Source organism: Pseudomonas sp. MWU13-3659 (genome assembly GCF_023757525.1).
Lineage (GTDB): Bacteria > Pseudomonadota > Gammaproteobacteria > Pseudomonadales > Pseudomonadaceae > Aquipseudomonas > Aquipseudomonas entomophila_E.
Map to the genome: position 1 here is coordinate 59,936 of NZ_JAMSHW010000020.1, position 23,353 is coordinate 83,288.

The 23,353-nt window shown below is 63.4% G+C and carries 17 protein-coding genes; 4 read left to right on the plus strand and 13 right to left on the minus strand.

What is annotated here, in order from left to right; genetic code table 11:
- Positions 1-131: 131 nt before the first annotated feature.
- On the plus strand, positions 132-1,127 hold the full coding sequence (locus tag NGM28_RS21120; protein WP_252091304.1) for an alpha/beta fold hydrolase: 996 nt from the start codon (positions 132-134) through the stop codon (positions 1,125-1,127).
- Positions 1,128-1,255: 128 nt separating this feature from the next.
- Here the strand turns inward: NGM28_RS21120 and NGM28_RS21125 are convergent, their stop codons facing one another.
- The 7 genes from NGM28_RS21125 to NGM28_RS21155 form a co-directional block, all read right to left on the minus strand.
- Positions 1,256-1,591: a GlpM family protein gene (locus tag NGM28_RS21125; protein WP_240064697.1), complete on the minus strand. Its 336-nt coding sequence runs from the start codon at positions 1,589-1,591 to the stop codon at positions 1,256-1,258.
- A 27-nt stretch (positions 1,592-1,618) separates the two neighbouring features.
- The gene (gene aauR, locus NGM28_RS21130; protein ID WP_275679257.1) at positions 1,619-2,947 is read right to left on the minus strand and encodes a two-component response regulator AauR; all 1,329 of its coding nucleotides are present in this window, start codon (positions 2,945-2,947) and stop codon (positions 1,619-1,621) included.
- The gene (aauS, locus tag NGM28_RS21135) at positions 2,944-4,848 is read right to left on the minus strand and encodes a two-component sensor histidine kinase AauS (RefSeq protein ID WP_240064698.1); all 1,905 of its coding nucleotides are present in this window, start codon (positions 4,846-4,848) and stop codon (positions 2,944-2,946) included. The genes aauR and aauS overlap by 4 nt, the downstream gene beginning before the upstream one ends.
- Before the next feature lie 68 nt (positions 4,849-4,916).
- Positions 4,917-5,651, minus strand: coding sequence for an amino acid ABC transporter ATP-binding protein (locus NGM28_RS21140; protein WP_011532505.1), 735 nt, complete (start codon positions 5,649-5,651; stop codon positions 4,917-4,919).
- A complete protein-coding gene (locus tag NGM28_RS21145; protein WP_203647768.1) occupies positions 5,648-6,319 on the minus strand; it encodes an amino acid ABC transporter permease in 672 nt (223 codons plus the stop codon). The genes NGM28_RS21140 and NGM28_RS21145 overlap by 4 nt, the downstream gene beginning before the upstream one ends.
- The gene (locus NGM28_RS21150) at positions 6,320-7,066 is read right to left on the minus strand and encodes an amino acid ABC transporter permease (protein ID WP_213659805.1); all 747 of its coding nucleotides are present in this window, start codon (positions 7,064-7,066) and stop codon (positions 6,320-6,322) included. It lies immediately after the preceding gene.
- Between the two features lie 142 nt (positions 7,067-7,208).
- Positions 7,209-8,126 carry a glutamate/aspartate ABC transporter substrate-binding protein gene (locus tag NGM28_RS21155; protein ID WP_240064700.1) on the minus strand — a complete coding sequence of 306 codons (918 nt, stop codon included), beginning with the start codon at positions 8,124-8,126 and terminating at the stop codon, positions 7,209-7,211.
- A 338-nt stretch (positions 8,127-8,464) separates the two neighbouring features.
- On the opposite strand from NGM28_RS21155, the gene NGM28_RS21160 reads away from it, so the two are divergent.
- Positions 8,465-12,808, plus strand: coding sequence for an NEL-type E3 ubiquitin ligase domain-containing protein (locus tag NGM28_RS21160; RefSeq protein WP_252091305.1), 4,344 nt, complete (start codon positions 8,465-8,467; stop codon positions 12,806-12,808).
- On the opposite strand, the gene glpD is transcribed toward NGM28_RS21160, so the two are convergent.
- From glpD to NGM28_RS21180, 4 genes are all read right to left on the minus strand, one after another.
- Complete coding sequence (gene glpD, locus NGM28_RS21165; protein WP_252091306.1) at positions 12,809-14,347, minus strand: glycerol-3-phosphate dehydrogenase; 1,539 nt, start codon at positions 14,345-14,347, stop codon at positions 12,809-12,811.
- A gap of 221 nt (positions 14,348-14,568) precedes the next feature.
- Positions 14,569-15,324, minus strand: coding sequence for a DNA-binding transcriptional repressor GlpR (glpR, locus tag NGM28_RS21170; protein WP_240064703.1), 756 nt, complete (start codon positions 15,322-15,324; stop codon positions 14,569-14,571).
- A 158-nt stretch (positions 15,325-15,482) separates the two neighbouring features.
- Positions 15,483-16,982, minus strand: a complete 1,500-nt coding sequence (gene glpK, locus NGM28_RS21175) for a glycerol kinase GlpK (RefSeq protein WP_240064704.1) — start codon at positions 16,980-16,982, stop codon at positions 15,483-15,485.
- Positions 16,983-17,062: 80 nt separating this feature from the next.
- Positions 17,063-17,914, minus strand: a complete 852-nt coding sequence (locus NGM28_RS21180) for an MIP/aquaporin family protein (protein WP_240064705.1) — start codon at positions 17,912-17,914, stop codon at positions 17,063-17,065.
- 306 nt (positions 17,915-18,220) lie between these two features.
- Between NGM28_RS21180 and ybaK the strand changes: the two genes are divergently transcribed.
- Positions 18,221-18,691 (plus strand): Cys-tRNA(Pro) deacylase, encoded by a 471-nt coding sequence (ybaK, locus tag NGM28_RS21185; protein WP_011532514.1) that lies wholly within the window; start codon positions 18,221-18,223, stop codon positions 18,689-18,691.
- Between the two features lie 87 nt (positions 18,692-18,778).
- Here ybaK and NGM28_RS21190 read toward each other — a convergent pair whose 3' ends face one another.
- Positions 18,779-19,888 (minus strand): ABC transporter ATP-binding protein, encoded by a 1,110-nt coding sequence (locus NGM28_RS21190; RefSeq protein ID WP_252091307.1) that lies wholly within the window; start codon positions 19,886-19,888, stop codon positions 18,779-18,781.
- Positions 19,885-20,805: an ornithine carbamoyltransferase gene (gene argF / locus NGM28_RS21195; protein WP_240064707.1), complete on the minus strand. Its 921-nt coding sequence runs from the start codon at positions 20,803-20,805 to the stop codon at positions 19,885-19,887. Before argF ends, NGM28_RS21190 begins: the two co-directional genes overlap by 4 nt.
- A gap of 363 nt (positions 20,806-21,168) precedes the next feature.
- Between argF and NGM28_RS21200 the strand changes: the two genes are divergently transcribed.
- Positions 21,169-23,277, plus strand: coding sequence for a molybdopterin-dependent oxidoreductase (locus tag NGM28_RS21200; RefSeq protein ID WP_252091308.1), 2,109 nt, complete (start codon positions 21,169-21,171; stop codon positions 23,275-23,277).
- The last annotated feature ends 76 nt before the right edge of the window (positions 23,278-23,353 follow it).

Consider the following 23,353-nt stretch of genomic DNA (forward strand, 5'->3'; position numbering starts at 1 on the left):
CTGTCGACTGCAGGTTGCCCATGACCGCTCGGCAAGGTTCACGAAACTGTCACGGTTTTGTGGCAGCGCCCTCGAATGGATTTCATCAGACTCGCGCTCTACTGGGGATCTGCATTCTGGTGTTTCTTCTCATGCGGGCTTTACTGTTTTTATTCTTGTTTCTGGTCAGCGTGCCGGCGAGCTTCGCCGATGACCGCTGCAACCCTCACGTGCCGGTACAGCGTGCCGAGCTGGGTGAACTGAGCCTGGTCTACCAGAGCGTCGGCGCGCCGCGCGATCCGGCGCTGCTGCTGGTCATGGGCCTGGGCGGCCAGCTCATCCACTGGCCGGACGATGTGGTCGAGGCGCTGTGTCGGCAGGGGTTCCGGGTTATCCGCTACGACAACCGCGATGTCGGCCTGTCGCGCTGGAACCAACTGCCGGGCTCAGCGAACCTGACTGTCGAGCTGCTGCGCTACAAGCTGGGGCTGCCAGTGTCGGCGCCCTACACGCTGACGGACATGGCCGGTGATGGCCTGCGTCTGATGGATGCCCTGGAAGTACGGCAATTCCACGTACTGGGGGTGAGCATGGGCGGGATGATTGCCCAGCACATCGCAGCAATGGCCCCGGAGCGAGTGCGCAGCCTGACGCTGGTGATGTCGAGTTCGGGGGCGGCTGGCTTGCCGGCACCGAATCCGGCACTGGTGCAGTTGCTGGCGCGGCGCAGTGCGCCAAGCCGTGAGGTGGCCATCGAGCAGCAGGCCGACCTGCTGGCGGCGCTGGGTAGCCCCCAGGTGCATGACGACCGCGGGGCCTTGCTGAAGCAAGCGGCGGTGGCCTACGACCGGGCGTTCAATCCTGAAGGCGTGAAACGCCAGATCATGGCGATCCTTGCCGAACCGAGCCGGGTGGCAATGCTGAACCAGCTGCGGGTGCCCACGCTGGTGGTGCATGGCACGGCCGACCCGTTGTTGCCGGTGATGCATGGGGTGCACCTGGCGGCGCATATCCAGGGTAGCCAATTGCGGCTGATTCCAGGCTTGGCGCATCGCTTCCAGGAGCCGTTCAAAGCGCCGTTGCTCGGCGCCGTCCTACCCTATCTGCAGGCGCATCGGCAGGATGTCACGCACATCGCCCGGCTTTGAACGGCGCCTCGCCGGGTTCGCTTGTAGGAGCGGCTTCAGCCGCGATCACCCGCGAAGCGGGTGCCAGAACCGCGGTGCCAGCATCGCGGCTAAAGCCGCTCCTACAATCCTGTGTGAGGGCAGGGCGTTCAGTGCATCCGCACCCACACACTCACCAGCACTGTCGCCGCCACCAGCCAGGCCACCGTGGCCAGCGCCAATGACGCCTCCAGGCGCAAGCGATCTACCAGCACGTACAAAGTTGCCAGGTAGACGAAGTAGGGAATGATCGACCACATCCCGAACAGGATGGTGGCCTTCAAATCTTCCAGCGACCGCCCCTTGCCGACAATGTAGTGGGCGATCAGGGCAAAGGTGGGAAACAGCGGCACCAGGCCGGCAATGTAGTAGTTGCGGGTCTTCGACAGGATCGCCAGAAGCACCACCACGCCGGCGCCCAGGGCCGCTTTGAATACCAGGTCCACGTTTGATTTCCAGGTTGAGATTGCCGATCAGCCGAGGCCGTACTTCTTCACTTTGTCGAACAGCGTGGTCTTGGCCATGCCCAGCTCCTGGCTGGCCTGGCTGAGGTTGCCACCCGTGCGTTGCAGGGCATCACCGAGCAGGTTGCGCTCGAACGCCTCGACTGCCTCGGCGAACCCCAGGCCCTGGCTGGCACCGCCGCTCGGGCTTTTCTTGAACGCCGGCAGGCCGAGCGCGTGGCGCTCGGCCACATTGCGCAGTTCACGCACGTTGCCCGGCCAGTCGTGGGCCATCAACTGCGATACGGTCTGGCTGTCGATCTCCGGCGTTTCGCGGTCGAAGCGCAATGCCGACTGCTGCAGGAAATGCTCGAACAGTTGCAGGATGTCCTCGCGGCGCTCGCGCAGTGGCGGCAGCTCCAACGTCACCACGTTGAGGCGGTAGTACAGGTCGCTGCGGAACTGGCCGCTCTGACCGAGCGTGGCGAGGTCCGACTTGGTGGCGGCGATCACCCGGCAGTCCACCGGGATGCTCTGGTTCGAGCCCAGGCGCTCCAGGGTGCGCTCCTGCAGCACGCGCAGCAGCTTGATCTGCAGGTTGATCGGCATGCTCTCGACTTCGTCGAGGAACAGCGTACCGCCATTGGCGTGCTCGATCTTGCCGATACGACGCTTGCCGGCACCGGTGAACGCGTTGGCTTCGTGACCGAAGATCTCACTCTCGAACAGGTTCTCCGGCAGGCCGCCGCAATTCAACGCCACGAACGGTTGGCCCTGGCGCCGGCTGAAGTCGTGCAGGCAGCGGGCGACCAGCTCCTTGCCGGTGCCGGTCTCGCCTTCGATCAGCACGTTGGCCGAGGTGTCGGCGACATTGGCGATCAGTTCGCGCAGGTGCTCCATGGCCGGCGAGCGGCCGATGATCCGGCCTTCCAGGCTGCTCTGCTCGGCCAGTTGGCGGCGCAGGGCGAACACCTCGCGGGACAACCCGCGCTGCTCAAGGGCGCGGCGCACCACGTCGACCAGGCGCTCGGGCGAGAAGGGTTTTTCCATGAAGTCGTAGGCGCCGTTGCGCATGGCGCCGACCGCCATGTCGATATCGCCATGGCCGGTGATCAGCACCACCGGCAGGCTGCGGTCGCGGGCCTTGAGGCGATTGAGCAGCTCCAGGCCGTCAATGCCGGGCAGGCGGATATCGCTGACCACGATACCGGCGAAATCGTCGCCGATGCGCTCGAGCGCCTGCTCCGCGCTGCCGACGCCCTCGCAGGCGATGTCTTCCAGGGCCAGCGCCTGCTGGCAGCCGAGCAGCACATGCGGGTCGTCTTCGACGATCAGAACGGTGAGAGGTGCTTGGTTCATAGGGGCTCAGCCAATTCGCTAGGGGGCGTGACCAGGGGCAGGGCGAGGATGAAGGCCGTGCCACCGACGGTGGGGTGTTCGACGCTCAGTGTACCCTTGGCGGCGGTGGCCAGGCTCGCCGACAGGGTCAAGCCCAGGCCCAGGCCATGCTCGCCCGGTTTGGTGGTGAAGAAAGGTTCGAACAGGTGCTTGCGCGCTTCTAGATCAATGCCGTGGCCATTGTCGCGCACCCGCAGGCGATACTTGTCGCCCAGCAATTCGCCTTCCAGCCACAGCTGCGGCAGTGGCTGGGTGGCCATGGCGTCGAGGGCGTTGCCGATCAGGTTGACCAGGATCTGCTCCAGGCGGGTCTGGTCGATGGCCAGTTGCTGGTCGTCGAACTCGCGGTTCAATTGCAGGTGACAGGCGCTGATGCGGTTGCCCAGCACCTGTAGCGTTGCTTCCACGGCCTTTTCCAGCGAGGCCTGGCCGCTGTCGTCGCCACGTCGGGCGAAGGAGCGCAGGCTGGCGGTGATGCGGCCCATGCGGTCGATCAGGTCATTCATGGTGCGCAGGTTGGCGCTGGCGGTTTCCAGCGCGCCGCGTTCGAGGAAGCGCACGGTGTTGCCAGATAGCGTTCGCAGGGCCGCCAACGGCTGGTTGAGCTCATGGGCGATGCTGGTGGACATCTGCCCGATGGCCGCCAGCTTGCCCGCCTGGACCAGTTCGTCCTGGGCGTGGCGAAGGGTCTGCTCGGCGTGCCGGCGTTCGCGAATCTGGCCCTTGAGGCGTTCGTTGCTGGCGCGCAGGTCGGCCGTGCGTTCGGTGATCTTGCGTTCCAGTTGACTGTTGGCTTCTTCCAGGGCTTCGCGCGCGGCCAAGCGAGTGGCGATCACCTTGCGTCGCTCGTTCCAGGCGATGCCCAGGATCGCCAGCAGGGCGAAGGCAACACCCACCAGGATGCCCTGCACCATGGATTCGCGGCGCAGGTCCTGCAACGGCGTGAGCAAGGTGAAATGCCAGGGAGTGTCGGACAGGCGCCGGGTCTGGGCCAGGTAGGCGACCTCGCGCGGCTTGCCCTGGGCGGTTTCGCTGTTGGCCGGGAAGGTGAGTTTCTCCACGCCATCGGCCAGGGTTTCGCGCGCCAGTGGCTGCAGCTCGTTGAGCGGCCACCAGTAGTACTGCAGGCTGCGTGCCAGACGCTCCTTGATCTGCGGCGAGAGTGGGCGCACCGACTTGAGGCGCCGTGCCGGGTCGCTGGAGAGGATGATGATGCCGTTCTCATCGCTGACGAAGGCTTCCAGGCGGGCGCGCTGCCAGCGTTCCTCGAGTGTGTCCAGGCGTACCTTGATCACCGCCACGCCGATGATCTTGCCGTGTTCCTCCAGCCCGTGGGCCAGGTAGTAGCCGGCCTCGCCGGTGGTGCTGCCGATGCCGTAGAAGCGCCCGGGCTCACCACGCACGGCGTCCTGGAAGTAGGCGCGGAACGACAGGTCTTCGCCCAGGAACGAGTCGGCATCGCGCCAGTTGCTGGTGGCCTGGACCCGGCCGTTGGTGTCGAGGACGAAGATCGCCCGGCTGCGACTACGGCGGTTCAGGCCTTCGAGGTATTCGTTGACCGTCTGGCGGTAGCCGCCGTCCGGGTCGGTGAGCAGTTGCGAGACGCTGTCTTCCAGCTCGAGCAGGCTGGGCAGGTAGGTGTACTTGCTGATCTCGCTTTCGACCGTGCGCGCGTGCAGCTCCAGCTGGCGCTCGCCGGTTTCGCTGAGGGTGCGGATGCCGTTGTTCTCGCTGATCAGGAAGCCGGCCAGGCCCAGACCGACCATCAACAGGATGACCAGGGGCGGCAGCAGCAATTGGCGGATCAGGCGGGATTTCACGGCGGGCTGGGCAGGGTGAAGGAGCGAAGGGTCGCATTTCATCACAGTGGCCTTGTCACGACCAGCATCCGCTGCCTGGCGACGAGCCGGGCAGCGTCACTGTGGCCGACTTAGTGTTGCAGGATCTTGCTCAGGAAGTGCTGGGTGCGCTCGTGGCGGGCATTCGGGTTGCCGAAGAAGTCTTCCTTCTGGCAGTCCTCGATGATGTTGCCCTTGTCCATGAAGATCACCCGGTTGGCGACCTTGCGGGCGAAGCCCATTTCATGGGTTACGCACATCATGGTCATGCCTTCGTGGGCCAGTTCGACCATCACATCCAGTACTTCGTTGACCATCTCCGGGTCCAGCGCCGAGGTCGGTTCGTCGAACAGCATGACGATCGGGTCCATCGACAGCGCGCGGGCGATGGCCACGCGCTGCTGCTGGCCACCGGACAACTGGCCGGGGTGCTTCTTGGCGTGGGCGCCCAGGCCGACGCGGTCAAGCAGGGCCAGGCCCTTCTTGGTGGCTTCCGCCTCGCTGCGGCCAAGCACCTTGCGCTGGGCGATGGTCAGGTTCTCGGTGATCGACAGGTGCGGGAACAGTTCGAAGTGCTGGAACACCATGCCCACCCGCGAGCGCAGCTTGGGCAGGTTGGTCTTCGGGTCGGCGATCGAGGTGCCATCGACCACGATGTCGCCCTTCTGGAACGGTTCCAGGGCGTTGACGCACTTGATCAGGGTGGATTTGCCCGAACCGGACGGGCCGCACACCACCACCACTTCACCTTTCTTGACCTCGGTGCTGCAGTCGGTCAGTACCTGGAAGTCGCCGTACCACTTGTTGACGTTCTTGATGGAAATCATACGGTGATCCTTTTTTGCAGGCGCTTGACCAGCCAGGAAGCGGAGAAGCTGATGAGGAAGTAGACGACACCGGCGAAGATCAGGAACTCGTGGGAGCGCCCGATGATGTCGCCGTTGGAGCGGGCCGAGTTGAGGAAGTCGATCAGGCCGACGGTGTAGACCAGCGAGGTGTCCTGGAACAGGATGATGCTCTGCTGCAGCAGCAATGGCGTCATCTTGCGGAACGCCTGGGGCAGGATGATCAGGCGCATGCATTGGCCGTAGCTCATGCCCAGTGCCTGCGCCGCGCCCATCTGGCCCTTGGAGATCGACTGCACGCCGGCACGCACGATCTCGCAGAAGTAGGCCGCCTCGAACATCATGAATGCCACGACGCAGGAGGTGAACGCCCCGACCGGGGTGTCTTCGCCGGTGATCCAGCGCAGCACGAACGGCACCGCCAGGTAGAACCAGGTGATCACCAGCAGCAGCGGGATGGAACGGAAGTAGTTGACGTAGGCACCGGCGACATTGGCCAGCAGCTTGTTCGACGACAAGCGCATCAGGGCGAGGATGGTGCCCAGGGCGATGCCGCCGACCACGCCCATGACCATCAGTTGCAGGGTCAGGACCATGCCGTCCCACAGGGCGGGCAGGGCCGGGATGATTTCACTGAAATCCATGTCCATTTACTTGCCTCCCACGGAAATCAGGCCAGGCACCGAGACTTTCTTCTCGACCGCGCGCATGAGCAGCATCAGGCCCATGTTCAGGGTGAAGTAGATCAGGGTAGCCAGGGTGAACGCTTCGAACAGGTTGGCCGAAAATTCGGCGGTCTGCTTGGTCTGTGCCAGCAGTTCCATCAGGCCGATCAGCGACGCGACCGAGGAGTTCTTGAACACGTTCAGGAATTCCGAAGTGAGCGGCGGGATGATGATCCGGTAGGCCTGTGGCAGCAGCACGTTCATGTAGATCTGCGGCAGGCTGAAGCCCATCGCGCGCCCGGCCGACTCCTGGCCGCGAGGCAGCGCCTGGATGCCGGTGCGCACTTGTTCGCAGACACGGGCGGCGGTAAACAGGCCCAGGCAGATGACCACGCTGATCAGTGCCGAGGTGGTCGGGTTGAGGTCCTGCTTGAACCACTCCTGCAGGCCTTCGGGCAGCAGGTCCGGTACCAGGAAGTACCAGATGAACAGCTGCACCAGCAGCGGTACGTTGCGGAACAGCTCGACATAGGCGGTGGCAATCCCTGACACCAGGCGGTTCGGGACGGTGCGCATGACACCGAGGAGCGACCCCAGCAGCAGCGCGATGATCCAGGCGGAAATGGCGATGGCGATGGTCCAGCCCAGACCGGTGATGTACCAGTCCAGGTAGGTTTCGCTGCCCACGCCGGTGGACTTGAAGAACACGCCCCAGTCCCAGTTGTAATTCATCGGGATTTCCCCTCAGACGATTGTTTCACGGGCACCTTCGAGCATCCGAGGGTGGTTACACCCTCGGATGAAAGGTTAGACACTAACTGAGTGGCCTGTCGGATCGATTCGCGCGGATGCGCGTCAGGCCACTATCTGACGGTCAGGACTTCTTCTCGTCCGCGGCCTTGTCGGTCGGCTCGGCGATCAGCTTCTTCAGTTCGTCGCTCATCTTGAACTCGAGGTTCAGGCCTTTTGGTGGGATTGGCTGGGTGAACCATTTTTCGTAGATCTTGTTGATCTCGCCCGACTTGTACAGGGCGACGATGGCGTCATCCACGGCTTTCTTGAAGGCCGGGTCGTCCTTGCGCACCATGCAGCCGTAGATTTCGTACGACTGCGGTGTGCCGGTGATGACCCAGTCACTGGGCTTCTTGGCCTTGGCCATTTCACCGGCCAGCAGGGCGTCGTCCATCATGAAGGCCACGGCACGGCCGCTTTCGAGCATGTTGAAGGCTTCGCCGTGGTCTTTTGCCGAGATCACGTTCATCTTCATCTGCTTGTCGGCGTTCATTGCCTTGAGGATGCGTTCGGAGGTGGTGCCGGCGGTGGTCACCACGTTCTTGCCGGCCAGGTCCGGGAAGTCTTTGAAGGATGGCTGGCCATCCTTGACCTTGGTCAGCAGGCGGGTGCCGACTTCGAAGATGCCCACCGAGAAGCCGACCTGCTGCTGGCGCTCGACGTTATTGGTGGTGGAGCCGCACTCCAGGTCGACGGTGCCGTTCTGCACCAGCGGGATGCGGGTTTGCGAGGTGACCAGGTTGTACTTGGCCTTGATGTCGGTGCCCAGTTGCTTTTTCAGGGCTTCGACCACGGCCAGTTGGATGTCGTGGGAGTAGCCCACCGGCTCCGGCTTGCCGGCGAGGTAGGAGAACGGAATGGAGGAGTCGCGGTGACCCAGGGTAATGGTGCCCGAGTCCTTGATCTTCTTGAGAGTGCCGGTCAGTTCTTCAGCCATGACTGGCGACGCGATGACCGCGGCCGCGATGGCGGCGCCCAGCAATTGACGAACGATGCGCATCAAATTTACCTCGACGTGTTTGTTTTTTTTATGGAGCCGTTGGCGGACTCTTTCGTTCAACGAATACAGCATGAAGCGGTGTGCATTCGGCTAGTGAGTGTAGAGCATGAGTCGTGCCAAGCCCCGAAGCTTTATCTTAACGCCGCGAATTTGTTGAGGATTAGCGTTTGATCAAGGTTTTGGGTGTCATTTGATGTCCGTCAAACCGAACGCATAACGATTTTGCGTTCGGAAATCCGAATGAATATCTAGGGCGATGTACCCCGCCGGTAACTATCTACCGACAGGGGGTGCCTGGCGGCTGGCCCACTAGGGCTTTCCATCAGGCGATGCCATCCATGAAAATCCACGAATTCAATCCCGATTCCATTGATGCCTTGATTGCCAAGCGCCTTCCCACCTGGATGCGAACTGCCGCGATCGACCGTCTGCAGGCATTGCACCGTGCGCTCAGGGCGCAGCAGAAGAGCGCCGAGAAGATGCGTGAGCTGCTGGCGCAGGTGCCAGCGCTCGATGCCTATGCCGAGCCTTTGCTCAAGCAGGCGTTGCTCTCCCGCTTCAAAGTCGACACCGATGTGCGCGCCAGCAGCGTGAGGATCGTGCAGGACGTGTTCTATCCCGTCCTGCTGAATTCCGCACCGAAGCTCAGGTACCGGCACACCTCCAACCGCAAGTTGCTGGCGGCGGCACTGCACAACTACGCCGAGGATGAGACCCGGGTCGGTGCATTGACCGAAGCGAAGCTGCTGGATGTACACAAGAAGCCCTTGGGCATCGGCTTCAGCCAGTTTGCGCAGCTTTGCCGCAGCCTGGATCTGGGGGGCAGCTATCAGAGGCTTCTCAAGGGGCACCTGCAACCTGAGGAGTCTGCGGCGCGGGCCGAGGTCCAGGCACAGATCGAAGAGGACCTGCGGGCGCGCATGGAGGTTGCCGTGCGTCGTGCCGTGCTCGAAGGTCAGATCGACGAGCGCAGCTACCTGCAATTGCTGCCGTTCTGCTCACCTCAGCCCATCGTGCCCGGCGACGCGGCCGTGCTGACCTGCCAGCAGTTGCGCGTGCTGGGCAAGCCCGTGGAGGGTGTGGCCACCCTTGAAGTCCGTGAGCAGGCCGCTGGTGCGGTCACCGGGGTCATCAGCTGGATCCCGGACGACCCGGTGCAACCCGTGCAGCGCCATGGGTCCTGGGCGGCGTTGTACCAGACGCTGGCCGAGCGGTTTCGCCAGAAATCCTACGTCGCGTTCTTCATGCGGTTTGTCCGCGAGCGGGATCGGCCGTCATTCAGCAATGCGCTGAACAAGCTGCTCAAGGCTGCCGACGGCAACACGGCGATCGAACTGGACGGTCGCCACACCGATATCAGTGGCACCTTGGTCGCCTACCTGCGTCAGCTGCGCATCGAGAAGACGCTCGATGATGCGCGGGTGCTGGCGGTGCCAACCGGCGATGAAGACAGCGAGACCCGCCGTGAGCGTTTCGATGGCTATATGGAAGCGGGGCTGACACTGCTCACCCTCGCCGGGCTGTTCGTGCCGGTGATAGGCCAGGCCATGCTGGGCGTGGCTGCCGCGCAGATCGCCAACGAAGTGTACGAGGGGTACGAAGACTGGACACTGGGTGACCGCCAGGCAGCCTTGAAGCATCTGTTCGGGGTGGCCGAGAACGTCGCGGTGGGCACCCTGCTTGCCGCCGGTGGTGTTGCCGTGGGGAAAGTGCTGGAGCGTGTTTCCTTGGTCGATGACCTTGCACCGATCGTCACTGAGGCGGGGCATACAAAGCTATGCCGGGAATCGCTCGAACATTACTGGATAGATGACGAGGACCTGCCGATCGGGCAGAAACACGAGGCTGGCGGTGCCTGGCGGTTGCGCCTGGACAGCGGCAGCTACCACCTTGCCGACGACCCGGCTTCAGGTGCCATGCGCTTGGCACATCCACGCCGCGGATCAGCCTATGCGCCGCTGATCGAAGACAACGGCGCCGGCGGCTGGCGTACGTCGCTGGACCGCCCGCATGAGTGGGCAGGGTCGGGGTTGCTGATGCGTCGGCTGGGGGCGGAACTTGACGCCCTCAGTGATGACCAGGCCGAGAGGATCGCAGAGATCACCGGCTTCGACGAGGGCAAATTGCGCCAGTTGCATCTGGAGCATGCACCACCTCCGGCACGCTTGCTCGACGCCTGGGAGCGCTACCAGTTGCACGAGGAGTTTCCCGCCCTGCGTGACGAGGGCTTCGAGAGCGAGGTCAAGTCCAGGCAAGCGGTCGATGAGCCTGAGGCGCAATTGCTCAAACGAGACTTTCCCGGGCTGAGTAGCCGAGGCGCACGGGAGATCGTCGGGCAGGCGAATGGGCAACAGCTCAAGGATATGCTCGAGAAACAGCGGGTGCCCTTGAGCTTGGCCGAGCAGGCGCGCTGGTTCCTGCGCGACAGCCGGCTGGACAGGGCGTGCGCCGGTCTGCGCCAGGCCAGTGCGACCAATCAGGATACCGAGCGCCTGGCGCTGGGGTTGATCGACGAGTTGGCGCCTTGGAGTGGAGCGCTGCGCCTGGAAATTCGTGAAGGTTCCGGCATCGGTGCGTTGCGGGCCCAGCGCGGGAACGAAGCCGCGACCGGGCGGGACCTGCGCCGCATCGTCCGTGGACCGCAGGGCTATCAGGTACAGGATGGCAGGGGCGCGCCGCTGGCCCTGGCATCGGAGCACGACAGCCTGGCCCAGGCCCTGCTCCTGACCCTGGAACCTTCGCAAAAGGTGTTGTTGGGCGACGCGTTGCTCGATGCCGACGGATTGACCGACAAGCTCGCAAGGGCGGCCAGCGCTGAGCGGGATCAGGTCGCCAAGCTGATCGGGCTCGCACCAGTGGGTGACGGCATGCGCCCACCGACGCGCTTCGCCGATGGGCGGCTGGGCTACCCGTTGAGTCAGCGGGTCACCAGTAGCCGGCAGGCAAGCCGACTGGGCATTCGGCAGATCTACCCCACGCTTGGTGAGGACCAGTTGGAAAACTACATGCTGGATCTGCTGGCCAGGCATGTGGACCCCTGGGTGCACTACAACCAGCTGCGACGCCAGCTGACGCGTCTGCGCGAAACCTTGCAGGCCTGGCGAAGCGCAAATCACGGGATACTGGACAGCTTGCGGCGCCAGCGAGTGGTCACAGCCTTGCGCCGAAGCTGGCGGCGCAAAAGCGCCATCCTGGGCGATGGGGGTTATTGGCTGATGATCCGCGGTGAACATGTGGGTAGCTTGCCGAGCTTGCCGACAGGCGTGACCTACCCCCATGTGACCCGCCTGACCCTACGCGATATGGCGCTGACCACGCTGGACGCAGACTTCCTGGCGCGCTTCCCAGGGCTGCGGGAGCTGGACTTGCGCCACAATACGCTTACGCAGGTGCCGGCGGGTATCGAACAGTTGATCACGCTGAGGCGCTTGCGCCTGGGGCATAACCAGATCGTGATGGACGCCGCCGGTAATCGGCGCTTGCAGGCATTGGCCAACCTGCAGGAGCTCGACTTGAGCCGCAACCCGCTGGGCTATGCGCCCGATGTAGATGGCCTGCGCCACCTGCGCCACCTCTCGTTGAACGCGACCGGCCTGACCGAGATGCCCGAGCGGGTCCAGCAATTGCCATGGCAAGGGCTCGCGGACCTGCGTAACAACAGCATTCGCCAGGTGCGCCAGGAACTGCACAGCCTGCAACTGCGCCTGCAACGGATGGTCTTGCATGACAATCCGCTGGACCAGGCTAGCCAGTCGTTGGTGCGCCAGGCCTCCCGCGATCCGCTCGGTCATCGGGTCGGTCATCAGTTGATCGACCGGGCCGCCCGGGAGCGCTGGTTGACAGGCTCCAGCGGCATGGTCCGCAGCAGGCGCGAGGCGCAATGGTTGAGGTTGCGGGAGGACCCGGAGTCGAGGCCGCTGTTCCAGTTCTTCGCCGATTTCGCGGAAACTCTGGACTTTCAGGACAATGCGGCCTACTACCGGGATCGGATCTGGCGAATGATCAATGCATGCGATCAGAACACCGAGCTGCGCACGTTGATGTATACCCAGGCCGGAGGGGAGCGGACCTGCGAAGACCGGCTGCTGCTGATACTCAGTGAGTTGGAGGTCACGATGTACATCGAGCGCATGGCTGGGGGCAAGCGCCTGGTGGAGCGTGAGGATGCGTTGTTGAGTGCGGGGCGAGCGCTTTATCGCCTGGACGAGGTCAATGCCATTGCCGCGCGGCAGGTTCAGGTGCTTGAGCAGAGGCGGGGGAGGGTCGACCCGATCGAGGTCTACCTGGCCTATCGGACGCGCCTGGCCGTGCCCCTGGGGCTACCGGCGCAGCCTGAAGACATGCACTACATGCTCGACGCCAGGGTGACGGCCGCCGACCTCAATACCGCCAGGTTGCAGATACTGCGCGATGAGACGCCTGAGAAGCTGAGCGCGGCCTTGGCGCAGCGACCGTTCTGGGACCGCTACGTGCATGCCCGCTACCCTGAACAGGTCGATGCCTTGGTTGCATCGTTCGATGAGCAGCTCACCCAGGCCGCATTGCTTTCCGAGCAGTTGTACCTGGTCCGTTCCGAAGCGCTGAGGGGCAAGTACGAAGCGGCGCTGCAGGCATTGCGCCTGAAGCTGGCGCAGGAAGCCTATGCACGCATCCTGCGCCTTGCGCCCGTCAGCGACGCTTGATCAGGCGGCCTGGACGCCGGCCTGGTTCGCCCGGGCCTGCTGTAGGTAGGCCTCGAGTGCCTGCTGCTCAGCGGCGGAGGTGAACAGGCCGAGCTTGGTGCGGCGCCAGAGAATGTCGGCGGCATCGACTGCCCATTCTTGTTCACGCAGGTAGTCCACTTCACGCCCGAACAGGCCACCGCCGATGGACTGGCCCAGGTCCTCCGGGCCTTCCACACCTTCGAGCAGGCGCCATACGCGGCTGCCGTAGGTGACCGCCCAGCGCTTGGCGATATCCACTGGCAACCAGCCATGGCGTGCCAGTACGGCGTCGACCAGGGCCTGTGCGGTGGTCATGCTTTCACCGCCTGGCAAAGGTGCGTTGGCGGTCCAGCTGCCACGCATCTGGGTGAAGAACGGTTGCAGTTCGGCCATGGCCGACTCGGCCAGCTTGCGGTAGGTGGTCAGCTTGCCACCGAATACCGACAACAGCGGAGCCTCTCCCTGCGCGGCAGACAGCGCCAGGGTGTAGTCGCGGGTCACGGCCGACGGGTTGTCCGACTCGTCGTTGCACAGCGGACGCACACCGGAGTAGGTGTGCAGGATGTCAGTGCGGCTGAGCTGGTGATTGAAGTGCTCGTTGACCACTTTGAGCAGGTAGTCGGTTTCCTGCTCGGTGATCGCCACCTTGGCCGGGTCGCCGCTGTATTCGCGGTCGGTGGTGCCGATCAAGGTGAAACGGTCCAGGTAAGGGATGCAGAAGACGATGCGCTGGTCTTCGTTCTGCAGGATGTAAGCATGCTCGCCCTCGTACAGGCGCGGAACGATCAGGTGGCTGCCCTGGATCAGGCGGATACCGTAGGGAGCCTCGAGCTTGAGGTCATCCTTGATGAAGCTGGCGACCCAGGGGCCGGCGGCGTTGACCAGGGCGCGGGCCTGGATGGTCTGCACGCTGCCGTCGGCGTGCTGCAGCTCTACCTGCCACAGGCCATTGATGCGCTCGGCGCGCAGGCAACGGGTACGGGTGTGGATGTGTGCGCCTTTTTCGCGGGCGGCCATGGCGTTAAGCACCACCAGGCGGGCGTCATCCACGGCGCAGTCGGCGTATTCGAAACCGCGGGTGATGGCCGGCTTGAGCGGGTAGTTCGGACCGAAGCGCAGGCCGCGCGAGGCACCGAGGCGCTTGCGCTTGCCCAGGTGGTCGTACAGGAACAGGCCGGCGCGGATCATCCAGGCCGGGCGCAGGTGCGGGCGGTGCGGCAGGACGAAACGCATGGGTTTGACGATGTGCGGTGCCTTGGCCAGCAGCACTTCGCGTTCGGCCAGGGCCTCGCGGACCAGGCGGAACTCGTAATGCTCCAGGTAGCGCAGGCCGCCATGGATCAGCTTGCTGCTGGCGGAGGAAGTGTGTTGCGCCAGGTCGTCCTTTTCGCACAGGAAGACTTTCAGGCCGCGTCCGGCGGCGTCTGCCGCAATGCCCACGCCATTGATGCCGCCGCCGATCACGGCGAGGTCATAGCAGTCGGCAGGGGATGGCTGGGACGAAACGGGCTGGGACACGGCAAGGCCTCCTGGGGCTGTTCACATCGAAAGTGAACATTGATGTTCGTTTTCGAAAATATTAGCGCAATAGAAAGGCCGTCGCCAGTCAGTCTTCATAGAAAAAACTGATCAGATGACAGGAAAATGAACATTAGTGAACATGTGTCTGTAGGAGCCAGCCTTGCTGGCGAACCACCCGATTGTTCGCCAGCAAGGCTGGCTCCTACATGGAGAAGGGCTCAGACCACGTCGAGGCGGATCTTGTACTGGTTGAGCAATTGGGTGAGGGCAGGGGACGGGGCCTGGTCGGTCACCAGGCAGTCGATCAGGCTGATCGACCCCAGCCGCACCATGGCATTACGGCCGAACTTGCTGGAGTCCGCGGCGAGGAGCACCTGTCGGGCATTGGCGATGATTGCCTGGGATACCCGCACTTCCTGGTAATCGAAGTCCAACAGGCTGCCATCTTCATCGATGCCGCTGATACCCACCACCGCGAAATCGACCTTGAACTGGTTGATGAAGTCGACGCTTGCCTGGCCCACCACGCCCCCGTCCCGGCGTACCGTACCACCGGCTACCAACACCTCGAAGTCATCCTTGGCGGCCAGGATCGCGGCCACGTGCAGATTGTTGGTGATGACCTTCAAGTGGTTGTGGTTGAGCAGAGCCCGGGCAATGGATTCGGTGGTGGTACCGATGTTGATGAACAAAGAGGCATGGTCGGGGATCTGCCGGGCCACGGCTTCGGCGATGCGTTGTTTTTCGTCCCGCATCTGGTCGGCACGCATGGCGTAGGCGGTGTTCTCGATACTCGAGTCGTAGGCCGCGCCTCCGTGGTAACGGCGTAGCAGATTGGCCTCGGCGAGCTGGTTGATATCGCGGCGGATGGTTTGCGGGGTGACGACGAACAGCTGCGCCATTTCCTCGATGCTGACATAGCCACGTTCACGGACCAGCTCGAGGATTTGTTGTTGGCGAGGGGGCAGATTCATGGGCGGTCCTTTGGGGCAGCCGGACAAATTCTGCAATGATGCCGTAGGAAGGGGTGTACGACCAGTCTGAATGCGCCGCCAAACTCTGTAGGAGCCAGCTTGCTGGCGAACGCTTTTCAGCTGTTCGCCAGCAAGCTGGCTCCTACGCAAGGTTGAAATCAGGCGTCGTGATCTTCCCAGTCGCGGGTGCGATCCACGGCCTTGCGCCAGCCCTTGTACAGTTTCTCTTTCTCGGCCTCAGCCAGTTGCGGGCTGAATTCACGTTCGATGATCGCTTTGTCGCGCAGCTCGTCAAGGCCGCTCCAGAAACCACACGCCAGGCCGGCCAGGTAGGCGGCGCCGAGTGCGGTGGTTTCGCGCATCTTCGGACGCTCGACGCAGGTGCCGAGAATGTCGGCCTGGAACTGCATCAGGAAGTTGTTGGCCACCGCGCCGCCGTCCACACGCAGCTCGGACAGGCGCTCGCCGCAGTCCTGCTGCATGGCGTCGAGCACGTCGCGGGTCTGGTAGGCGATCGATTCCAGGGCCGCGCGGATAATGTGGTCCACCTTGACACCGCGGGTCAGCCCGAACAGGGCGCCACGGGCATAGGGGTCCCAGTAGGGGGCACCCAGGCCGGTGAAGGCAGGCACGAGATACACACCGTTGCTGTCCTTGACCTTGCTGGCGAAGTATTCGGTGTCGTGGGCGTCGTTGACGATTTTCAGTTCGTCACGCAGCCATTGCACGGTGGAGCCACCATTGAACACCGCACCTTCCAGCGCATAGGCCACTTCGCCGCGGGGGCCGCAGGCGATGGTAGTCAGCAGGCCATGGGACGACTTGACTGCCTTGTCGCCGGTGTTCATCAGCAGGAAGCAGCCGGTGCCATAGGTGTTCTTGGCCTGGCCGGGCTCCACGCACATCTGGCCGAACAGCGCCGACTGCTGGTCGCCGGCGATACCGGCGATGTCGATGCCGCTCTTGGTCTTGCCATAGACCTCGGACGATGGGCGTACTTCAGGCAGCATCTGCCGTGGAATGCCGAGGATGTCGAGCAGCTTCTCATCCCACTGCAGCGAGTGGATGTTGAACATCAGGGTGCGCGAGGCGTTGGTGTAGTCGGTGACGTGCACCTTGCCGCCGGAGAACTTCCAGATCAGCCAGGTATCGATGGTGCCGAACAGCAGTTCGCCGCGCTCGGCGCGTTCACGGGCACCCTCGACGTTGTCCAGGATCCATTTGAGCTTGGTGCCGGAGAAGTAAGGGTCGGTGACCAGGCCGGTGGCTTCGCGGATGTACTGCTCGTGGCCATCACGCTTGAGCTGGGCACAGATCTCGGTGCTGCGGCGGCACTGCCAGACGATGGCGTTGTAGACCGGGCGGCCGGTTTCCTTGTCCCAGACGACGGTGGTTTCACGCTGGTTGGTGATGCCGATGGCGGCGACCTGGGCGTGGCTGATGCCGGCCTGGGCCAGGGCCTCGACCATGGTGGCGGACTGGGTGGCGAAGATTTCCATCGGGTCGTGCTCGACCCAACCGGCCTGCGGGTAGTGCTGGGCGAACTCGCGCTGCGAGGTGCCGACCACATTGGCATCGCGATCGAAGATGATGGCGCGTGAACTGGTGGTGCCCTGGTCCAGGGCGATGATGTAGTTCTTGTCCAGGTTGTCAGTCATGTCGATGGCCTTGCACGAAATGGGAGTAGGTCAGGGCGTGGCGGGCGCGGGTCAATCGACCCGGTCGCCCGGCGCTGGCATCAGGAAGCCTGGGTGTCACCCTGAGGATTATCGTCTGTCTGCAGGTTCGCGGCTTGCGCTGTCGGCAGGTTGCGGGCAATCAGGCCACGGTAGAGGGCCGCGCCCAGGCTGGCGCCGAGGATCGGTGCGAACACCGGAACCAGGAAATACGGGATGTCGCGCCCGCCAGTGAAGGAAATTTCGCCCCAGCCGGCCAGGAACGTCATCAGTTTCGGCCCGAAATCACGCGCCGGGTTCATCGCGAAGCCGGTCAGCGGGCCCATGGCGCTACCGATCACCGCGATCAGCAGGCCGATCAGCAGCGGTGCGGTGGCGCCACGGGGCAGGCCGTTGTTGTCGTCGGTCAGGGCCATGATCACGGCCATCAGGATGGCGGTGATGATCACTTCGACCAGGAACGCCTGGCCGATCGACAGCGACGGATGCGGGTAGGTGGAGAACACGGAGGCCAACTCGAGGCTGGCCTGGCTGCCGCGCAGCATATTGTGGGCCTGTTCGAAATCGAAGAACAGGGTGCTGTACAGGGTATAGACCAGGGCGGCGCCACAGAACGCGCCACACACCTGGGCGAGGATGTAGAACGGCAGCTTGCGTTTGTCGAAGCCGGCGAACAGGGCCAGGGCGATGCTCACCGCCGGGTTCAGGTGCGCGCCGGAAACGCCGGCGGTCAGGTAGATCGCCATGCTCACGCCGACCCCCCAGATGATGCTGATCTCCCACAGGCCGAAGCTGGCGCCGGCGACCTTGAGCGCGGCGACACAACCTGTGCCGAAGAAGATGAGCAGGGCGGTGCCGAGGAATTCGGCGAGGCATTGGCCGGAAAGCGTGGGTTGTCGTAGAGCAGTCGTCATGTAGGACCTCGGTTTTTTGTTGTTGTGAGGCGCTGGGCGCTCGACAGCAAAAAGCCCGGAGTCTATCCCCATGGACGCCGGGCAGGTACGGGAAGTGCACCTTATAGGTGCGCCATTTATTCACAAACGAAAAAATATAGACAAGAAACGCTGATGTCAAAGGTCGAAAATGAACGCTCGGACACAATCTGACTGCCGCGCCGTGGTACGAACATTCAGCCGCTGCTCTAGCCTGGGGCTTGTGCTGGTCGGTCTGGTGGAATTGCCCTAGAGTACCCGGCGACCCGTGACCGCCTGGAGCCATTGATGACCCCTGCCCTGGACCTGCTGAAAAAGGCACGCGCCGAGCACCGTGTGCACAGTTACGAACATGATCCGAAAACCGCTTCCTATGGCCTGGAGGCCGCAGAAAAGCTGGGGCTCGATCCGCTTCGGGTGTTCAAGACCCTGTTGGCCAGCAGCGAGAAAGGGGAGTTGCTGGTGGCGGTGGTGCCAGTGGTTGGTACGCTGGACCTCAAGGCCCTGGCCCACGCCGCCGGGGTGAAGAAGTGCGAGATGGCCGACCCGCAGGCTGCCCAGCGTGCGACCGGTTACCTGGTGGGGGGTATCAGCCCGTTGGGGCAGAAGAAGCGCTTGCGTACGTTCATCGACCAGTCGGCGCAACATCACGAAACCATTCATGTGAGTGCTGGGCGTCGTGGACTGGAAGTCGAACTGGCCGCGTCAGTGCTTGCCACCCACACCCAAGCCCAGTTCGCCGAAATCGGTCGCCTGTAGGCGCCGGCTTGCCGGCGAATGTGATCGACAGGCAAACGCTGTTGCCAGGACTATCGCGTTCGCCGGCAAGCCGGCTCCTACAGGGGGTCAGTGCGCTGAGCTGTAGCGGCGCACACCGTTTTCCTGGCGAGGCAACTGGGCCGCGACGCTGCCCGGTACCGGGAACAACACCAAGTGATCGGCCGCCACGGCGATACCGACATCCTGGCCGACCTGATGGTCGATGTGGCTGGGGAAGATCGCCTCGAGCTGACTGCCGGTGGCCAGTTGCAGGCGATACAGGGTCGAAGCACCCAGGAAGCTCTTGCCGACGATCTGCGCACGCAACTCGCTGTCGGGGGCGTGGAGAATGTCGTCCGGGCGCAGCAGCACATCCACCGAGCTGCCCAGGGCCATGGTGTAGGCGCGATTGCCACGCAGCTCGCCAAGCTCGGTGGTCACTGCGTCATGGCTGCTCATCTGGCCGCGAATGAAGTAGCCCTGGCCGATGAAGCTGGCGACGAAGGGCGTCTGCGGTTCGTGGTACAGGTTGTAGGGCGTGTCCCATTGCTCCAGGCGGCCTTCCTTGAACACACCGACATGGTCGCTGACGGCGAAGGCTTCTTCCTGGTCATGGGTGACCAGGATGGCACTGGTACCACGGCTCTTGAGAATGTCGCGCACTTCATGGCTGAGGCGTCGGCGCAGTTCCACGTCGAGGTTGGAGAACGGCTCGTCGAGCAGCAGCAACTGCGGCTCGGGCGCCAGGGCGCGGGCCAGCGCCACGCGTTGCTGCTGGCCGCCGGACAGCTCGTGCGGGTAGCGCCCGCCGAGGCCGCCGAGCTTGACCAGCTCGAGCATCTCTTCGATCACGTCGGCCTGGCGTGGGTGCTTGCCGATGCCGAAGGCGATGTTCTGCGCCACGGTGAGGTGGGGGAACAGCGCATAGTCCTGGAACACCATGCCGATCCGGCGCTTCTCCGGTGCCAGGGTGAACCCTGCGCGGGAGATGACTTCGCCGGCCAACTTGATCTCGCCTTCGTGCACCGGCTCGAAACCGGCGATGGCGCGAAGTGTCGTGGTCTTGCCGCAACCGGAAGAACCCAGCAGGCAACCAATGTCGCCTGCATTCAGGTGCAGGTTGAGGTTCTGGACGATGCGCTGGTCGCCATAGCCGCAGGCAAGGTTGCGCAGGTTGAGCAGTAAAGGTTGACTCATGCGTGGTGGTAAGCCGGTTCTACAAGGAATTCCAGGAGGGCCTTCTGTGCATGCAGGCGGTTCTCAGCTTCGTCCCAGGCGACCGAGCGTGGGTCGTCGAGCAGGTCCTGGCTGATTTCCTCGCCTCGGTGGGCGGGCAGGCAGTGCATGAACAGGGCATCGGGTGCCGCCAGGTCGAGCAGTTCGCGGGTGACCTGGTAAGGCGCGAAATGCGCCAGGCGCCGTGCAGTTTCCTCTTCCTGGCCCATGGAAGTCCAGACATCCGTGGTGACCAGGTGGGCGCCGCGCACGGCTTCCTTGGGGTCGCGGATGATCTGTACGCGCTCGCCACCCAGTTGCAGGAAGCGCGGATCGGGCTCGTAGCCTTCGGGGCAGGCAATGCGCAGTTGGAAGTCGAACTGCACGGCGGCCTCGATGTAGGAGTTGCACATGTTGAAGCCATCGCCGATCCAGGTCACGGTCTTGCCCTGGATCGAGCCGCGGTGTTCCATGAACGTCTGCATGTCGGCCAGCAACTGGCAGGGGTGCGATTCATCCGACAGGCCGTTGATCACCGGCACCTTCGAGTGGGCGGCGAATTCGGTGAGGGTGCTGTGGGCGTGGGTGCGGATCATCACCGCGTCGACCATGCTCGACAGCACGATGGCGCTGTCGGCGATGGGTTCGCCACGGCCCAGTTGCGTGTCACGGGGCGAAAGGAAGATGGCCTGGCCGCCGAGCTGGATCATGCCGGCTTCGAAGGATACCCGGGTACGGGTGGAGGACTTCTCGAAGATCATCCCCAGCACGCGGCTCTTCAATGGCTCGAACAATACGCCGCGCTTGCGCAGGTCCTTCAGCTCGATGCCTCGACGGATCACGCCGAGCAGTTCGTCAGCAGTGAAATCCATCAGGGAGAGAAAGTGCCTTGCGCTCATGATTGACTACCTTATCTGCAACGGTGTGCAGGTCGACCGTATGGTTTTGTTGACAACGGGGGTGACCTGCGGCGTAAACCGCACGGGGCGGACGGAATAGGGAAAGGCGCAATACTATAATTAAATGTCGCCTTAAACCAAGAGGGGAAACAGTGGCTCTGTATCAGAGGGTGTCGCAAACCCTTGGAGCCAGACTGTTTTTTATTTGCTACAGCGGTTGTACACGGCTCGACGAGCCTTTGGCAAACCCGCCGTCGCGAATCGTGCGCCTGATGTCGCCCGATTCACGCCACGAACCTCGCTGGCACGCCTGTGGCAGGCGGCGCATAGTCGTTCATCCAGAACAACAAGGCAGAGGCGGCCATGACCAAGACCCTGCATCACCGAGCCTGTCACCTGTGCGAGGCCATCTGTGGCCTGAACATCGAAGTCACCCATGAAGAAGACGGGCGGGCGCGTATCAGCTCGATCAAGGGCGACCCGCAGGACCCGTTCAGCCGCGGCCATATCTGCCCCAAGGCGGTTGCCCTGCAGGATATCCAGGAAGATCCCGATCGCCTGCGCCAGCCCCATCGACGTATCGGCGAGCAGTGGCAGGCAATCGGCTGGGAAGAGGCCTTCGAGCTAGCGGCAGAGCGGCTGTGGGCGGTCCAGCAGGCCCATGGGCGCAATGCCGTGGCGGTGTACCAGGGCAACCCCAGCGTGCACAACTATGGCTTGATGACCCACAGCAACTACTTCCTCGGGCTGCTCAAGACGCGCAATCGATTTTCTGCCACCTCTGTGGACCAACTACCCCAGCACCTGACCAGCCACCTGATGTATGGGCATGGCCTGCTACTGCCGATCCCGGACATCGATCATACCGACTTCATGCTCATCCTTGGCGGCAACCCGCTGGCTTCCAACGGCAGCATCATGACCGTGCCGGATGTAGAGAAGCGCCTGAAGGCACTGAGGGCGAGGGGAGGGCGGCTGGTGGTGGTCGACCCTCGGCGCAGCGAGACGGCGGCGATGGCCGATACACACTTGTTCATTCGCCCCGGTGGTGATGCGGCGCTGTTGTGTGGGGTTTTGCACACCTTGTTCGCCGAAGACCTGGGCCGTGGCTCGCACCTGCCGGTCAATGGCCTGGAGCAGGTGCGTGAGGCCATCGCGCCCTTCGACGCTGGCGCCATGAGTGAATTGTGTGGTGTTGCGCAGGACAATATCCGTCAACTGGCTCGCGACTTCGCTGCCGCCGACAGTGCGGTGTGCTATGGCCGGATGGGTGTTTCCACCCAGGCGTTCGGCTCGCTGTGCCATTGGCTGGTGCAGTTGATCAACCTGGTCACCGGCAACCTCGATCGCGAAGGGGGAGCCTTGTGTACCGAGCCGGCGGTGGATCTGGTTGCCAGCACTTCGGGTGGCCATTTCAACCAATGGCAGAGCCGGGTTTCCGGCCTGCCAGAGTATGCTGGCGAGCTGCCCGTCTCGGCATTGGCCGAGGAAATCCTCGAGCCCGGCGAAGGGCAGGTGCGGGCATTGGTGACGGTGGCCGGCAACCCGGTGTTGTCCACACCCAACGGTCGGCGCCTGGACGAGGCCCTGGCAGGGCTCGACTTCATGCTCAGCATCGATCTGTACATCAATGAGACCACCCGTCATGCGGACCTGATCCTGCCCTCAACCTCAGCACTGGAAAACGACCACTACGATTCCACGTTCAATCTGCTGGCAGTGCGCAATGTCACCCGTTTCAACCGAGCGATCCTGCCCAAGCCTGAAGGCGCCTTGCATGACTGGGAGATTTTCGTCGGCCTGGCGAAGGCGTTCGCCAAGCGGGCGCAGGTCGAACTCAAGGCAACGCTTCCTCCGGCGCAGATGATCGACATCGCCCTGCGCAAAGGGCGTCATGGCGACTTGTCGCCGCTGCAGTTGTCCATACAGGCGCTCGAGCAGCATCCGCACGGCCTGGACCTGGGACCGTTGCGGCCGAACCTTGCGGCGCGCCTGGGCACGGCCAGCCGGGCGGTCGAGGCGGCGCCTGCGGTGCTGCTCGCCGACTTGCAGCGGCTTGCCCGGCAGGCGCCGCTCGCCCCTGGGCAACTGTTGCTGATCGGCCGTCGCCATGTGCGCAGCAACAATTCATGGATGCACAACTTTCATCGGCTGGTGAAAGGCAAGCCACGTCATCAGTTGCTGATGCATCCGGACGACTTGCGCCTGCGGCAATTGCAGGACGGCCAGACCGTTCGAGTGCGTTCGCGTACCGGCGTGCTCGAAGTGCAGGTCCAGGCCAGCGAAGAGATGATGCCAGGCGTGGTCAGCCTGCCCCATGGCTATGGCCACGCTCGCCAGGGCGCGCAGTTGCAGATCGCCAGCGCGCAGCCCGGCGTCAGTGCCAACGACCTGACCGACGAGCACTTGCGCGACGGTGTTTCCGGCAATGCCGCGCTCAATGGCGTGCCGGTGGAGGTGGAAGCCGCCTGACGATCGGCAAGGCCGAGCACGCCGCTCGGCTTTCCGTTACAATGCGCCACCGTGCCGACGATCACGTCGGAAAGTT